Raw genomic sequence first — 17193 nt, forward strand, 5'->3', positions numbered from 1 at the left:
GTCAATACGGAATGGATAGGAGGGAGCGTTTGTAAATAAGAAAACAAATAAATTATAAAATATATCAACAATGATGAAACAATTTATAACAGGCATCTTGACCGTAGCGGTACTGACGATGTCAAGTTGTGGTTCAGGAACGAAGGATCCTGCAACTTATAACAATTCAATTATTACGGTCATCAATGGAAGTGAAAAGCATATCACTGATATGAATGCTGCCATGAATGCATCTGATTATACGAAGGCAGAGCAGGTTCGTTCGGATTGGGAGAAAGCCTTGAATGAAGATATCAAGAAAGTGGAGGATCTCGGTGATTTCAAAGGTGACGCCAATTTTCAGAAGGCGGTACTCGATGGGCTCAACGGTTATAAAAAGATCGTTACCGAAGACTATCCAAAACTGATCGAGTTGCGCAAGAACAAAACGCCTGACGCTACTGCCGAATCAGCACTGCTGGATAATATCAATAAAGCCTTTGAAAATATGAGCAATGGTGTGAATAAAGCATCTACCGAATTTGAGGGTAAATATAAGGGCTAGAAACTTAGTCGATAAGCGCCACTGAAGCCGTGTCATGTTTGATGCGGCTTTTTTTATAGCGGCATTAGCTGAGTTTGGCGAGGAATGGGAATTTAACATGAGATGCAAATGAAATGTTAAAGCCGAAGGACTTTTCATTGAATCTCGTATTTTTATGTAGATTTATGCGACAAAATGCTGGTGTAAAACCTGTGCGATCAGTTAATTTTGTGATAGCGGCAGGAATACCAACGATCTGTATGATTAGGGAGGATTCCCTATACTGCGAAAGATAATTTAATATATTATATCTAATGAAAATTATTTCAATTTTATCCAATGCTGTCACCCTGTGTTTTCTATTCTCAGCGACAGCACTTTGGGCTCAGGGGGATCAAAAGAAGCTAGATTACCTGGTGTTGATGAATGCTGACACCTTATATGGGAAGATTTCATCTGTAAAGGACAATAAACTTAAATTTGAAAATCAACAAAAGGAAAAGTTGACTTTTACACCTGACCAGGTATACCGTGCGTACTGGCAGTCCAAAAAGAAAGTATATGCACCATCCTATGTAGAAAAAGGATTGGAAGTGGTCCCCGGAACAAGCCCAAAAATGTATCGCATACAGAAGGGAATAGATCAGGATCCAACTTTTGCGGAAGTGCTGGCCGATGGTGAAATAATGGCCTATTATGTTTCAGAACTAAAATTTAGTGGTGGTGCCGCAGTTAATGTTGGTGGCGGTGGTGCCGGAATGATGCCGACTATATTGGTTAATAAGAATAAATATGCATATGCACTGAAAAAAGGAACTGGTGAGGTCGCTGAAATCAATAGCAACAACAATGGCCTATTTAGCAATGCTAAAAAGAAAAGACAGATTACCTTCACGCAGTTAATTAATGATGAGCCAGAGTTACTTGCTGAATTTGAAAAGGAGCAAAAGTATAACTATGATGTGTTTATCAAATACATTGTACGATATAATGAGCTACAGCAGGCAAAAGAATCTCCATCAGACCAATCCAGACTGTTTATTTACTAACTTTCATCCATTTACATTTCGAAAAAAAACAACATATGGCGCTTATTCTTTTTATTGTACTGACCATCATTGCTGCTTATGGTTTTTGGCTTTTGTTTGAGAAGGCGGAGCGTCGTGGCTGGGAGGGGATTGTACCTGTTTACAGCCAATGGATTCAAGGACAGATAACCAATCGGCCTGTCTGGTATATTGTATTGTTGGTCATTCCGATCGTGAATGTCTTTGTCTTTTATAATTTATACCTGGATTTCATCCATTGTTTTGGTAAAAGAAGATTTTGGGAAAATTGTGCTGCGGTGCTGGTCCCTTTTATCGTATTACCGCTCTGGGGAAGAGACAAAAACGTTCAATTTCTAAATGGACTTTATGCTAAAAAACTGAAAGCTTCAGCTGAGGACGCACAGCTGACAAAAGAGGATAAGCTGAGGCTGCTGCATGAATCCTACAATGAATTTAAAACCAAATATCCCTATAAGAAATCTATGGTACGAGAGTGGGCGGATGCCATTGTCTTCGCGACGGTGGCCGCAACGCTGATCCGCGGTTTCTTGCTGGAAGCTTTTATGATCCCTTCGGGTTCTATGCAACAGTCGCTTTTGATCGGCGATTATTTGTTTGTCAGTAAGTTGAATTATGGTCCCCGTATTCCCAATACGCCGATTGCTTTTCCTTTTGCACATCATACCATGCCTTTATTCGGTGGTAAAGCATTTTCTGAACTGATCGAACTTCCTTATAAGCGGTTGCCCGGTTTTCAGGAGATCAAACGTAATGATGTCATTGTTTTTAATGCGCCGGCCGGAGATACTGTCGCGATAGAGAATCAGGATCAGCCTTATTACGATCTGGTTCGCTCCATGGGTTACGAAGCCGTCCATCAACAGTTTACTATTCAAACACGTCCAGTGGACAAGCGGGAGCATCTGATCAAACGCTGTGTTGGAATGCCGGGTGATAAAATCAGCATGCGCGATGCTGTACTTTATGTAAACGATCAACCTGGCTTCGTTGCTCCAGAAAGTCAGATGGATTATACCGTGATGACTGATGAGACAGGCCTGGATGAACAGCGAATGCGTGATATGGGGATCGAAATCGCACAGATTCAGCCCGGAGTTTATGTGGTCTTTCTAACACCTGATCAGGTGAACATGGTAAAATCTTGGTCTAATGTTAAATCGATGCAGATGAACCTGCGCAAAGCAGGGGAACCGGAAGCCAATACATTCCCGAATGATCCGCAGTACAAATGGAATTACGATAACTTTGGACCTTTTGTGATTCCAAAAAAAGGGATGAAAGTCGCTCTGAACGCGCAAACATTGCCTCTTTATGAACGCGCGATCAGGGTTTATGAAAATAACCGCCTGGAAAAGAGGGCGGATGGTTTATACCTGAATGACAACAAAGTGGATTCCTACACATTCAGAATGGATTACTATTGGATGATGGGGGACAACAGACATAATTCGTTGGACGCAAGGGATTGGGGCTTTGTGCCGGAGGATCATATTGTGGGTAAAGCTTTATTTACCTGGATGAGCTGGAACACAAACGGAAATGGATTTTCTAAAATACGGTGGAACCGGATTTTTAAGGGTATAAAATAAAATAATATCCCCAAGCGGAATATTTAAGATAAGACTGCTAGAGTGGGCTTATTTACATGTTTAGATAACTAATGCGGACCAATCCTTTTGTGCCGCATTAGTTATAAATGAATTTTCTAAAACGCAAAGAAAATCTAGGGCCGCGGTCGAAACGTGTGCACGCCTGTACGATGATGTAAACGGAGGTCATCGCTAACAGCTGTTTTTATTGTAATGTTATTTTGATTAAGAAAGTATAGCCTAACATATTTTCTGCATCATTTGAAAGAAAGCTATGTCGAGATAGCGATAATACTCCTATTTTCTTATAATTTTTCCTTCGATTTTATTGCGACTATCCTTCGATTAAGATGCGCTAAATGGCGAATAATTTTCCATTGGTTTTAAAAAATAAATATAAAAATATATTGACTAAAAACAAGGAGATTCTTAATTAAATATAAAGATGCGATCCACTTTCTTTATAAATTTATAAAACTACCATTTTCGTAGACTATGAATACGAAGTTGTGCAATCGTTTGCTTTGATTACGCAATCGATTTCGTTTATCCCATTATGTCTGACTTTAAAAATATTGTTGTAGCATTGTTACATACTATCAATGATTAACAGGACGCAAGTCCAAATTTATTAAAGCCGAAACTAAGCTTATTTACTAGCCGAACAGTACCAATTTTTTAATGCCTAAGACATAAATCGAATGAAAAGACTATTTTGTTTTTTATTTCTTGTCCCTATGTTTCCAAATGCCAAGGCTAACCACTTGAATTTTTGGACTTCAAAACAGGATACCTCTGAAATCAGTGAGGTTGACAAGCGATTACTTAAAGGTCGACTGGCCACCTTATTGAAAAAGCAGGGTGTCAAAGACAGTCTAAACTTAAGAAACGTTGAAACACTGCCCGTTGTCAGTATTCCGGAAGTTTTGAAAGGGCAAGTTGCCGGTCTCTACGTACAAGAAGCGACAGGTGAACCAGGTGCACCAAAGAATATGGTGCTTCGCGGGTTAGGATCGCCATTGTTTGAAATCAAAGACGCCGTTAATGTACAACCAACCGTATTTATTAATGGAATACCTATCGCAAGAGACAACAACTTTGCTTACTCCATTCAACAGTATCAATTCAATCGTATTGGACCTGGAACCGACAACTTCGCAGGTATTGACCTCGCAACTGTAGAGTCTATCGAAGTGATAAAAGATCCGGTTAAATTGGCAAGGCTTGGACCGCTAGCAGCTAATGGAGCAATTTGGATCCTGACCAAACCTGGTCGAGCAGGGGAACGCCAAATTTCCATTAATACCTATGTTGGACTAGCCACAAAACCGGTAGTGACACCAGTGAATGCCCAGTATGAAAATATGTTCCGGTCGATATTCTATAATAAATATGGATCTGCAACAGACCGTTTGAATTATCCGGGCTATCTCAGTGATTCGACCAATGTAAATTATTATGGACCGGCCAATTGGAATGAAGAATATTATAAAACCACGCCGATTTACGGTGGAAGCATTGGTATCCGTGGGGGTAATGATCGCGCGAATTTTTCCTTTGTGGGTGGTTACACCAAAAATGCAAGCTCTGTCGACAAGACAAATATTGAGCGCTATAATGCCCTGTTTAACGTTAATATGGCGCCCTTCAAATGGTTGAATTTTGGCGCGACAATCAATGCAAGCCGTAGTTTAAGAGATCGCAACCGCAGTCTCAGAGATCGATTCGGTGAAGCGTCCTATGTACCTGATTTATCGGTGCCAATTTCACCAAATAAGGAAATGTATGCCCAGTATCTAGATATCTATAAAACGGCTTTGGATAAGAATACGGTCAATTTTTTAAATTCGCTGGTAACATTGGATCTTTATTTTCTCAAGAACCTAAAATTTAATACTTCCTTAGGAATTGATTATTCTGAGGGTGCAAGACAAGCTTTTTTCCCTGGTTCATTGATGGAAACCAATAACTATATGTCGAGTTATTTTGGTTTTAATCAGCGTTTGGTGTATAACAACCGTTTGGAATATAATCTGGAGTTTCAAGAACAGCATAAGTTGGATTTGACCTTAGGATCTTCTTATACGCAAGATCTGTATCGTTACAATTATGCACGTGCCTATGATGGACCTAATGATTTTATCAAGGTTAACGTGGTAAATGGTGATCCTAATAAGGAGGGGTATTTGACACCAATAGGTGGGTTATATGTGAACCGTTATAGTAACCGGGAGGATTTTCGATTGCATTCCCTGTATTTGGCTGCCAATTATAGCTACAAAAATCTCTTGGACTTAAATGCGGTATTACGTTATGATGGTTCTTCAACAATGCAACCTGATTCACGTTGGTTGATGACACCGTCATTCGCTGCGAAATATCATTTGATTCCCGAAAATGAGGACAACTTATTTAACCATTTAGGCGTAAAGGGTTCCTGGGCGCGAATTGGGAAACCGGTATTTACGAGTAAATTTGCCATTGGCCCAAATTATACCGCAGATCTAAATTGGGGATCCGAAAAATCCTTGGTGTCCTATAATGGTTTCGCCGTTGCATCCAGACCTTATTCAGAAGGTTGGGTAGGTTACGATATCAAATGGCCTTACACAGATCATGCTGAATTGACCGTTGATGGAACCTTATTGGAGAAAAAAATTGATTTTGAAGTCTCCTTATACCAAAAGAAAGATGTAAATCAATTGATTAATTCACCAATTCCTGCTGAGTATGGTTATTCTGGACAAATTGTTAATGGCTTAAGTGTAAAAAACACTGGGGTGGATGTCAACCTGTCGGCAAAAGTATTGTCTAATCCTGAGACATTACAATGGAATACATCACTTAATCTAAATTATAATCAAAATAAATTGACGGCACTTCCAGGAGGGCGCAAGCAATTGAAAGTGGGTAATCGCCTATTAAAAGTAGGCGAGGCCATTGATCAGTTTTGGTTGTACGAAAATCAAGGATCTTATGATACCGAGGTGAGTATCCCCGTACAGAACGGTCAAAAACTTCAGTTTGACGGAGTGGATTTTGCCGCGGGAGACCCGATCTGGAAAGACCAAAACGGAGATTTTAAAATCAATGATGAAGATCGTGTCTTGAAAGGTAATGCTATGCCAAAACTAACAGGTTCGTTTCAAAACTATTTCAAATACAAAGGTTTCGACCTGAATATGCAATGGTATTTTGCGCTTGGGCATAAGGCCTTGAATCAACGCGCTTCAAATAAGTATAATTTCATCAATACCGAAAGCACCAATTCATTGGATGGGATTCGCGAAGTATTTCATTGGCAGCAAGATGTTGATTTGGATAAATACCCGATTTATAATCCTTGGAGCCCGATTGTTGCCTACCGTGTGGATCAAGATCTGTTTTTGGAAAATGCTTCTTTCTTAAAGTTGAGATCCTTGACGATAGGCTACGATCTTGCTCAATTGAACAATGTGAAAGACAAGATGAAGACCATTCGTAGAGCTTATGTTTACATTGCAGGTACCAATTTATTGACGATTTCCAAGTTTTCAGGAGCGGATCCCGAACTGATAGATTTTAATGGATATTATACAGGTTATGGACTACCATTGTCTCCAATGGTTTCCTTAGGCGTTAAGTTAGAGCTGTAATAATTTAATAGTAGAAAGAGTATGAAAAGATATAATCGATGGACGGTCATGTTACTGATGGCAATGGGCATAACTGCTTTTACGAGCTCATGTAATAAAAAATTGGATATTGTTGCATCCAATCTCGGCTCCGAGAAACTGGAATGGCAATCCATATCTGATACACGCGCGCACCTAATGGGCATTTATGGCCTGATGCGGGCAGCGTTGGTTGATAACTATGGGCATTGGGTGTATGGAGAGATGCGCTACGGTGATTTCACACCGTATTCCCGTGCCGATCTTCGTGTCGTCCAAGAAAATAAATTGAGATCAGCTTATCCTTTACTTAAAGATCTCACAGACTGGCGTAGATTTTATGCGGTCATCAATGCGGCATCGCTTTTTATCGAACGGGCTCCCGAAGTGATGGCCAAAGATAAGCGATATACAGAGCGCGATATGAAGTTTGATGTTGCACAAGCACGTACAATCCGTGCCCTGATGTATTTCTATATGGTCCGTATCTGGGGTGATGTTCCATTGTTAAAAGATTCGTATGATAACGGTTCTTTTGTGGAACTTGCGCGATCGACCGAAGCGACTGTTTTAGCTTTCGCGGAAACCGAACTATTAGCCGCGGCGCAGGATTTACCTTACCGTTATGCGGTCGGAACACAAAGTTATTATGGCGAAAGTTATGCTACTTGGGTCGGCGTATTGGTCAACAAAATTACAGCCTATTCCCTGTTGGCACACGTAGCGGCTTGGCAGGGCAAATACATCAATTCCGAGGTATACTCCCGATTTGTTATCGACAACTATTCACAAGCGAGTCTTGAATTGTTGACAACACCGGAATTGGTGAATCCAGCTGATGGTCTATTTGGGCCAAGTACGCGCGCACAGATCTTAGCAATTCGCTCTTCCTACGAATTGGGTGAAGCGACGAATACTGGGCATATCGAATCATTGACTTTGGGTTATCCAATTGTCACCAAAGCTAAACCGGATATCTATGTGAGCCGAGACACGATCAATAAATTGTTTGATGACGTCAACGACACGCGTTTCGGTATTGACTCGGTGTCGGGATTGGTACGGACTAATTACTTTACCAACTACAACGGCGATATCCCGATTTTTAGTAAAATCAAAGTCATCCGTAATGGTAATGGTGATTCTGATTTTTCCATTTTTGGATCGAACTTGGTTTTTACCCGCCTTGAAGAGATCTACTTACTGCAAGCAGAAGCAAAAGCTGTACTCAATCAGCGTGATGATGCCATTAAGTACCTCAATGTGATTAAAGAGCGCCGTGGCCTAAAGCCCTATATCAGCAACTCGCCAAAAGACTTATTGGAAGAGATCTTTTTGGAGAGAAGACGGGAATTGATGGGAGAAGGCTGGAGATGGTACGATCAAATACGTCTGGCAAAGATTAAGAAAAATAATCCAGTCATGAACGATTTAATTCAGAAAGGTGGAATCTATTGGCCGATCTCCTCGGATGTATTGGAAAGAAACTCCAAACTGGTGCAAAACTCATATTGGAAATAATAGAATAGATAATCATGAAAAACAAACATATTTTTTTAGGCTTATCGTTAATCGTACTGCTCTTTGGCATTGCTGGTTGTAAAAAAGGAAATACCTATTACGAAGATTTTCAGGTCAAGTATACTGAATTTGACGGAACTTCATTGGAATTTTTGGAATCACAAGGTAATACCTATGACTCCTTGTTGTTAGTCTTGGATCGTGTTCCTTCGGTACGTGCAAAGTTGAAAGATGCCAATGTCAAAACGACCTTTTTCGCCATGACGAACAGCAGTTTTACCAATGCTTTGGATGCCATGAACGGTGTACGAAAAGCGGGAAACAGATCTCCACTTTACCTCGAAGAAATTCCCCAATTGATCCTTGATTCATTAACTTACCATTATGCCTTTGATGGTGAATACGATACTCCCTACTTGCGAGATTTTGTGGAAGGAAAGGTGATTAAAGCCATTGACGATTATAGTATGACCTTAAAATACAAAGTGACATCTGCTTCCGGTATCATTGGTGGCGGTCAACAACAGATCATATTGAGTGATATGAATAAGTCTATTTTTCAACGCTACTGGCAGGAAAGTGCGACATCTGTGGTGAATATCCGTACCCACAACGGGATGTTACATGTCCTGGCTCCAAGCCATAATTTCGGATTTAGTAAACTCGCTAAATTATTAAACAAATAGCATGGAAAAGAAAATATTTAAATCGGTAAAACAGTTATTGGTGCTCGGGATCGGACTTTTCATGCTGGCCTCATGTAATAAGTATATTCCGGATGACCAAGACTCACTGGGTACCGACGTGGTGTATAGCACCAACGAATTTATGCCATTGTTAGGAAGAAATACATTCTATAATAATATTGTCAATATAGGGCAGAATACCTCACAACCGCTCAATTTCAAGATTGTAAATGTGCGTGATATTGATGGACAGCTTTCAACACTTTTTGAGGATAAATTTCCGGTAAAAATCTGGACAAAGTCATATAGTGGTGAGGAGAAATCCATTGCAGAAATTGAAAGTAAACGTAAGGTAGAATATCGCCCAATTCTTGAGATTCTGGAGAAATCAGGTAATATAAACTTTTGGGGACAGGCCGTAAATTCAAATTTTGTCAAAGCACAGCCAGATTCAGGCTATGTATTTGATATCGAAATCAGTAACACTGGTGGACGCAGATATTTGCGGAATTTCAAATTAAAGCCTTATCGTGAGCGTGCATTTGAACCAAGCATCATGGATCCAGTGACAGGTTTATCGCCCCTTCCTTATACGCATCCCAGCAGGACAACCAATTTGTATGGTGAACGAACTGATCAATATATTTATCCAAGCCTAATTAATGTGTATTTCAATAAGTTGGAAAGCAAGGGGACGGGAAGTAGAACCTTGACCATAAGTTTCTTGGATTCGTTAAACCGTCCAATAGATGTAAAGAAATTTGCAGCGACAGAATGGGGTAAATTAGTACATGGTTTCAACCACAGATTTGAAAATGGCAAGGTCATCTACGATGTTGCTTATCCAATTCCCTTGGCACCGATCAAAACTGATTATTCGTCAACCGATGGTACATATGCCGTGATGAATTTCAAATTCCGCAGAAAAGGGCAGTTTGGTTTTCTTGAAGATTGTGGGATTGAGATGCCATTTGCGATCTACGAAGAAGGAGATTGGGAGATCCAGTTTCGCTTCACCAATGAAACGCCAAAATTTGACTGATGATGGACGGACTAATTAGCTTAAAGATTATGAAACAATTTAGCATAATATTAACTTTCATTTGCACCTTGTTTGCGGGGGAGGCATGGGCCCAAACCATGGTCAAGGGTGTCGTGAAAGGAAACGATAATAGGGCGCTCAGTGGCGTTTCTATACGCTTAGAAAACCCTAAACGGGATCTGGGAAAAACCGGAGATGATGGGCGATTTGTGATTTCGGTCCCAAACAGCGGGGTGATGATATTTTCCTATCAGGGCTATCGTACGGAGAAGTATACGATTGTTGCTGGCAAAAAGGAATACAATGTGACCCTCGAAAGTACCGCACAAGAACTGGAAGAGACTGTCGTAGTGGGGTACCAACAGCGTAAAAGAGAGACATTGACGGGGTCGGTAGTAACAATCTCCGGTAAGGAAATACAGGATATTCCTTCGGGAAACTTTGTTGACCTCTTGCAAGGTAAGGTTGCGGGTTTAAATATTCAGAACAATACAGGCAGCCCGGGAATGCGCGGAACAATGGCCGTCAGGGGGATGTCCAACTTTAATGTTTCGGGTAGCGGTGACAATACCTTTGTAACACCGACCTCACCTTTATTCGTTATTGATGGTGTCCCTATTGATGATAACTCGGGTTATGAATATGGATTTGAGACAGCCGGCCCCGGTGTATCGCCCATTTCTATGATTCCGCCAGAGGATATCGAAGATATTACGGTCATGAAAGATGCGCAGGCAACAGCAATGTATGGATCGCGTGGTGCCTATGGTGTTATTCAGGTGCGTACCAAACGGGGGAATTCGAAAGTGCCTATCGTAAATTATCAAGGTCAGTTTTTCCTGTCCGCAGTACCGCAATTGCGTCGCGTAATCGGTGGTAAAGGAGAACGTATGGTTCGTTTGGAGCAAATCCTGATGAATGATACAACATTGGCCGCAGCGTTACGCCGTATCAATGATTCCCCAATATTGGCCGATTCCCTGAATCCCTATTATAATAACTCAACGGATTGGCAATCTTACTTCTACCGCAATACCATGAATCAGACGCATAATATTGGGATATCTGGTGGAGAACGAACATTCAACTACAAAGCCAATATGAACTATTATGATGAAAATGGGATCATTGCCAATACGGGTTTTAAAAGATATGCAATGACCTCCAATATGCAGTATGAACCGAGTGACCGTTTTAAAATGATGACCAATATCAATGTCAATGTGGCGCAAAATAAGATGGGCTCAGGGAATGCTCTGATGCAGACGGGGGTAGGTAAATCGGTCAACACAACCTCGCTGTACCCTTCACCTTCCTTATTTTCTGGAAGTATGGGGGCCTTATCGGCATTGGGCGTGGATGACCAGAATAAAACCGGGAATTATTTAGGGCAATTGGAATTGCAGTATGTACCTATTAAAGATGTACGTGCGTCCGTTACCTTCAACTATAACTATACAACTTCGACAAAAGATCGTTATACGCCAGAGGTGCTTTTAGGGAACTCTTCAGAAGTATACAGTTATTATAGTAACAAAAGTAAAGTCTATAACCGGAATCAACTGTCCTATGTCAAGCCAATTAAAGAGAAACATCTTTTTAGTATCTATGGATTTACGGAAATGGAAATATCCGCATCCTCCGAAGATTTGTCGAAGATTCGCGGAACGGCCAATGATCAATTTCAAACGGGAATTAGCTACAATACACGAAATACGCTTGGAGGTTTGTTAAACTCATTGAATAATTTTAGATCGGTAGCTTATGCAGGGAGCTTTTCGTATAACTACGATTCAAAGTATATTCTTGATTTGACCTACCGTGTCGATGGTAGTTCGCTGACCGGTGGTGCAACACCTTGGACCAAAAATCCTTCAGCGGGTTTACGTTGGAATTTCAAGAAAGAGAAATTTATGGAAAATGTGGATTGGTGGGATACAGGTTTCTTAAGAGGATCGGTCGGTCGGACAATTTCACCAGCGGGGACCCTGTCTGACATCTACGGTTGGTATAAGATTGATGATGGTCGCTACAACAATAGACCAACAACATCATTAGATCTGGATATTGCTCCCAATACGGGCTTGGTACCTCAATCGACAACACAATGGTCTGCCGCAGCAGAGCTTGGATTTTTCAATAGCTCGCTTTATATTACTTACGAAACTTATTACAAGCAATCAGATAAGATTTTAGATAAAAAACCAATTGCAAATCATAACGCGTTTTCAAATGTATTGACTAACGAGAAAGCAATGGTCAACAAGGGACACGAGCTGAGTATCCAATATCGACCAAAATTAGCAAATTCGGATTGGGAACTGAATGCGAATGCAACGTTTGCGATAAATAGAGATTATGTAACCTCATTGCCGGATGGAGCACGTCAATTGGTACAGGCGGATGGATCAGGATATGACCTTCCTCAATTCTTTCGTCTAGGGCGTAATGCATTTACTTTTGTCTTATATGATTATAAAGGGGTCTATACCTCAAATGATCAAGTACCGGTGAACCCGCTAACGGGACTGCGCTACAGAGCTGGCGGACAAATGAATGAAGGTAAGTTCTTCCGTGCCGGAGATCCTATTTTTACAGATCTAAATGGCGACTATGTGCTTGACGAAAATGATTTAGTTTATGTCGGTAATTCGCAGCCAGCAATTACAGGAGGACTATATCTCTATACACGCTATAAAAATTGGTCTTTGCGTACGCAGTTATCCTATACCATAGACCGTGATATCCTTAATACAGCCTTGACGGATCGCTTCCGTAACTATTCGGATCCAAGCGGACAAAACTACGGTGATGGGGCCCCGGGAGCCTATGTTCCCTTGGATGCCTATAATGTATGGCGCCAATTGGGTGACAATGCGGATTATCCCAATGTTTCGGATTTTACACGTTTGACATTATATAATCCTTATCGTTACAACTCAACCATGTTTATGGAGGATGGTTCTTATGTGAAAATTAACACGATCACGGTAGGCTACAATTTTGACAGAAGATGGGCACGTCGTTTTGGCGTATCATCTGCACGGATCAACCTGACAGCAAACAATGTGTACACATTCAGTAACTATTCAGGGCCAGACCCAGAATTGGTAACAGGCGTGGGACGTGATGGCTCAAACGGTTATCCAAGTAGAAGAACCTATTCATTGGGGGTAAGTGTACAATTCTAAGTTCGAAGACAACATGAGAAAGAAATTTTTATATCTATTTATATTGGGAGCATCCCTAGGTTTGGGCTCCTGCGGAAAGGACTTCCTAAATATTACTCAGATTGACAAATTAACGGGAAATAATTACTGGACCAGACAAGCAGATGTCGATCAGTACATGGGGGGTATCTATTCTACTTTCAGAGAAGCAACCATGACGAATATCTTTTTTCCGGCATCAGGCGACTTGCGCTGTGCTCCGACAAACAGAACAAGTGCTACGAGTGGATCGGACAGGGATTATATCAGCTATCTTAAAAACAATGACCTGAATGGTCTGATGGCTCGACAAGATGATTTCTCTTATTTTGGTTTTCTAAGAATTACGCAATGGAACAACTTCTATAAGATGGTACAAAATGCGAACATTGTCATCTACCAATTGGAAAATAAAGATATGCCATTCCTTAGTGAGGATATGAAAAAAACCTATAAGGCAGAGGCTGTTTTCCTACGTTCCTTAGCTTATTTTTTCATGGTGCGTTTGTATGGTGATGTCCCTTATTATACGGATGTAAATACGAATCCCTTGCCGAGGACAAATATGTTCACCGTATTGAAGAATCTTTCAATCGATTTGGATGCGACTTATAAGGATCTGCCTTGGACCTATGATGACCCTTCTGTAGTAGCTGTGAAAGCAATGCGGGGAGGGGCAATCGCACTTAATATGCATATCAATATGTGGATCGCAGGACTGGGAACGGATGATAAAACAGTGCTTTATCAGAAAGTCGCTGATCTAGGCAAAGAGTTGATGGAAGAAAATGGGGGAGCCTATACCTTGTTGGACTTAAGTAGAACCAAAGAAATCTTTAAAGGCCGGACAAAAGAAGGTTTGTTTGAGATTGTCCAAAACTTCAATTTTGGAGAGAGTTTTCACTTGTCGGCAGCCTATTCGGATTATGTGCTCCATGCGCCGAATAAAGTGACAACCAAGTCCTATATCTATTACGACCCGAAGTTTATCGAAAAAATGTATCCACCAACGGAGGATGACCAACGAAAAGTGTATTGGTTTGATAAGGATATCTATGCGACAAATGGAGATTTTCAATGTCTAAAATTCTCCAACGTATTTATGGAAGAAGGTGAAAACAACAATCCCGATGATAACCAGATGGTATTCCGCTATTCTGACCCAATTTTATTACGAGCAGAAGCCCTGGCTGAATTGGGAAAAGATGAAGAAGCGAGAACTGTTGTCAACGTCATTCGTACACGTGCTAAAGCAGCACCTATTCGAGACAGTGGGGATGATTTGAAAGATGCTATCTGGTGGGAGCGCGTCAGAGAGCTCTTAGGAGAAGCAAACTTCTTTTATGACTTGGTGCGTACGAAAAAGGTAATCAATTCGGAATACACAAGTGCTCCTATGTCGGTTGCAGCCTTTAACTCGGGTGGTTGGACCTGGCCAATTGATAAGTCTGCCCGGACAAATAACCCTTATATGCAATTAAATAATTACTGGAACTAAAGGAATAGATCATGAAAAAGATTTGGAAATATACTTTTTTACTGTTGATGGCAGTTTCGTTGTTTTCGGCGTGTAAAAAAGAAGATTATATCGATACGGGTGTTCATGAAGCGAAGTTTAATGGTACGATCTGGAATTATCTGGAATCAAGACCTGATTTGTTTGATACCCTAATGGTGGCATTGAAAGTTGCTAAATTGGATGCTGTACTCAAAAATGATGAAGTAACCTTCTTTGCTCCCCCCGATCCATGCATTTTGAAGTCGGTGTGGCTGTTGAATCAAACATTATTCCGTTCAGGACAGGATTCTATCACCAAACTGGAGCAAATCAGACCGGAAGTTTGGCGAAAATACCTGTCCAGGTATATTTTTAAAGGTAAAAATGTAGCCAAAGATTATCGTCAGATTGATACACTAAACTTGGCTGCATTTCCGGGTGGGGTATATAAAAACCTAGCTGATGGCGATATGAATATTGGTGTGCTCTATAATGATGTTGTCAGTAAAAATGAAAGCTCTGGGGGGACACAGGTCATTAAATATGCGGGTTATCGTCAACTTTATTTGAATTTTCCGTATTCCTTTAGTGTGCCTGATGAGATTAAGGATTATTTTGTCCCTTATATTACAGCACCGGTAGCAACATCGGATATTCAACCGACCAATGGTGTATTACATGTGCTGCAATTCTCGAAACATTCCTTCGGATTTCAGAATTACGAATTTGCAGATGAGGCTTACTTGTTGGGTGTGCTCCCTAAATAACGATCTGATATTACTATGAAAAGAAATTTAATAACCAAAATAGCTGTCCTGATTGTAGCATTAATCGCATGTGCTGCTTGTAGCAAGGATATCGTAACCGGAACAGATCCGTACGCAGGAGGTAAGGAACCACTGGGAGTCGGATTTTATATCAATTATCCAGAACCAGGAACGGCCAAACCTGGTGAATTGGTGGATTTTTATGTAAAAGGCCTGAAAGGAAAATTAGATCAAATTAACTTTTTTGTGAATAACACAGCGGTAGAGGTGGTGTCGGCGAAAGATTCACTGGTCACGATTAAAATACCGGCGCAGATTACCTCCGGAAATGCCAAAATCGTTGTGGGTGAAGAAATCTTTTATGGCCCACGACTGGAAATTGAGGGGAATACTTCTGTAGACGAAAACTATGGCATGGTAAACGGATTTCGAGGCGGAGTATATGATATTTTACCGAATGCGGGTGGTTTTATTGTAGCTGGATCTTTCTCTAACTTCGAAAATGAAGCAATTACGCTAAACGTTCCAGAAAATCAAAAGGTCTACCGCAATGGGGTACATTTTATTGATGCGAATGGTAAGACAAGCGATAATATGAAATTTGGCCAAGGGGCATTCGGAGGCGGTTTTGTGCGATCTATCGCAAAGACAGGCGATGGTAAATTTATCTTTGCCGGTGCTTTGGGAACTTTTGCAAAACGAGCGGTAAATAATATTGTCCGTATCAATAATGATGGTAAGATTGATTCCATGATTGTAGAAGTGATCAATCCGGGTAATGACCCGAAAAATTCATTGGATACGGTGTCTGCCTTTAATGGAGGTGTAAACGATATGATTATCAGAACATTTACTGTGGCGGATAATAAGGTAATCGCGGTAGGTAACTTTACATCGCACTATAGGATTGACTACGACTATTCTTCTCGTGATTCCCGTAGATATATTATCTCGACCGCGAAGAGTATCATTCGCATGAAAGAGGATGGTTCACTGGATTCTACTTTTGCGCTGAATAACTCCGGCGCCAATGGACAGATCATGGATGCGGCCATGATTGATAATGAACGTGTTGTCATCGTCGGCGCATTTACGACTTACAATGGTAAGGCGGCCAACGGAATTGCTTGTATCAAATCAGACGGTTCATTGGATGAGACCTTTACCTTAAAAGGAAATATTACGCGATTATTTAAGGTAAGCTATAATAGTACCTTAAAAAAATTAGCTGTTTCGGGCATATTTACAGGTGCTGGTGCTTCAGGAAAGGTAAATAATATTGCCTTGATGAATACAGATGGAACAATTGATGAGACTTTCATTCTGCAGGATATGGGTACTGGAATTATTAATTATGCACAGATATTGAATAACGGACAAGTCATTGTTGAAGGAACGCAAGAAAGTTATGCTGGTGTGCCAAGAGCCAATTTATTGATCTTGGAAAAAAATGGCGAATTACTGCAAAAATATAATTCATTAGGACCATTCACTGGCGATCTTGCTAAGGTTATCGAAACGAAATCCTCTTTAGGCGAACCCGCATTGTTGCTTGGAGGAAGTATTCTCCAATATGGGCAAAAAACAGTAGGAAACTTCCTACGTTTGGAAATCAAGAATTAACCCAATAAATGA

At 40.7% G+C, this 17193-nt stretch carries 11 protein-coding genes; all 11 read left to right on the plus strand.

All coding sequences use genetic code 11. The features are described from left to right. The first annotated feature begins 70 nt into the window (after positions 1-70). Positions 71-544: an LIC11966 family surface protein gene (locus tag B4G94_RS25880; protein ID WP_241254897.1), complete on the plus strand. Its 474-nt coding sequence runs from the start codon at positions 71-73 to the stop codon at positions 542-544. Positions 545-837: 293 nt separating this feature from the next. Then, positions 838-1572, plus strand: a complete 735-nt coding sequence (locus tag B4G94_RS25885; protein ID WP_286863021.1) for a hypothetical protein — start codon at positions 838-840, stop codon at positions 1570-1572. A 35-nt stretch (positions 1573-1607) separates the two neighbouring features. After that, positions 1608-3182 (plus strand): signal peptidase I, encoded by a 1575-nt coding sequence (gene lepB / locus B4G94_RS25890; protein ID WP_286863022.1) that lies wholly within the window; start codon positions 1608-1610, stop codon positions 3180-3182. Between the two features lie 701 nt (positions 3183-3883). Next, positions 3884-6817 carry a SusC/RagA family TonB-linked outer membrane protein gene (locus B4G94_RS25895; RefSeq protein WP_286863023.1) on the plus strand — a complete coding sequence of 978 codons (2934 nt, stop codon included), beginning with the start codon at positions 3884-3886 and terminating at the stop codon, positions 6815-6817. Between the two features lie 21 nt (positions 6818-6838). After that, on the plus strand, positions 6839-8356 hold the full coding sequence (locus tag B4G94_RS25900) for a RagB/SusD family nutrient uptake outer membrane protein (protein WP_165305378.1): 1518 nt from the start codon (positions 6839-6841) through the stop codon (positions 8354-8356). A gap of 14 nt (positions 8357-8370) precedes the next feature. Further along, positions 8371-9042 carry a hypothetical protein gene (locus B4G94_RS25905; RefSeq protein WP_165305379.1) on the plus strand — a complete coding sequence of 224 codons (672 nt, stop codon included), beginning with the start codon at positions 8371-8373 and terminating at the stop codon, positions 9040-9042. A 1-nt stretch (position 9043) separates the two neighbouring features. Continuing rightward, positions 9044-10084, plus strand: coding sequence for a DUF5007 domain-containing protein (locus tag B4G94_RS25910; RefSeq protein WP_286863024.1), 1041 nt, complete (start codon positions 9044-9046; stop codon positions 10082-10084). A 29-nt stretch (positions 10085-10113) separates the two neighbouring features. After that, positions 10114-13275 (plus strand): SusC/RagA family TonB-linked outer membrane protein, encoded by a 3162-nt coding sequence (locus B4G94_RS25915; protein ID WP_286863026.1) that lies wholly within the window; start codon positions 10114-10116, stop codon positions 13273-13275. Between the two features lie 13 nt (positions 13276-13288). Beyond that, positions 13289-14791, plus strand: a complete 1503-nt coding sequence (locus B4G94_RS25920; RefSeq protein ID WP_165305382.1) for a RagB/SusD family nutrient uptake outer membrane protein — start codon at positions 13289-13291, stop codon at positions 14789-14791. Positions 14792-14802: 11 nt separating this feature from the next. Continuing rightward, positions 14803-15558, plus strand: coding sequence for a hypothetical protein (locus B4G94_RS25925; RefSeq protein WP_165305383.1), 756 nt, complete (start codon positions 14803-14805; stop codon positions 15556-15558). 15 nt (positions 15559-15573) lie between these two features. Next, the gene (locus B4G94_RS25930) at positions 15574-17181 is read left to right on the plus strand and encodes a DUF5008 domain-containing protein (protein WP_286863027.1); all 1608 of its coding nucleotides are present in this window, start codon (positions 15574-15576) and stop codon (positions 17179-17181) included. Positions 17182-17193 lie beyond the last annotated feature (12 nt).

The organism is Sphingobacterium sp. UBA7625 (assembly GCF_002484085.1).
GTDB classification, from domain to species: domain Bacteria; phylum Bacteroidota; class Bacteroidia; order Sphingobacteriales; family Sphingobacteriaceae; genus Sphingobacterium; species Sphingobacterium athyrii.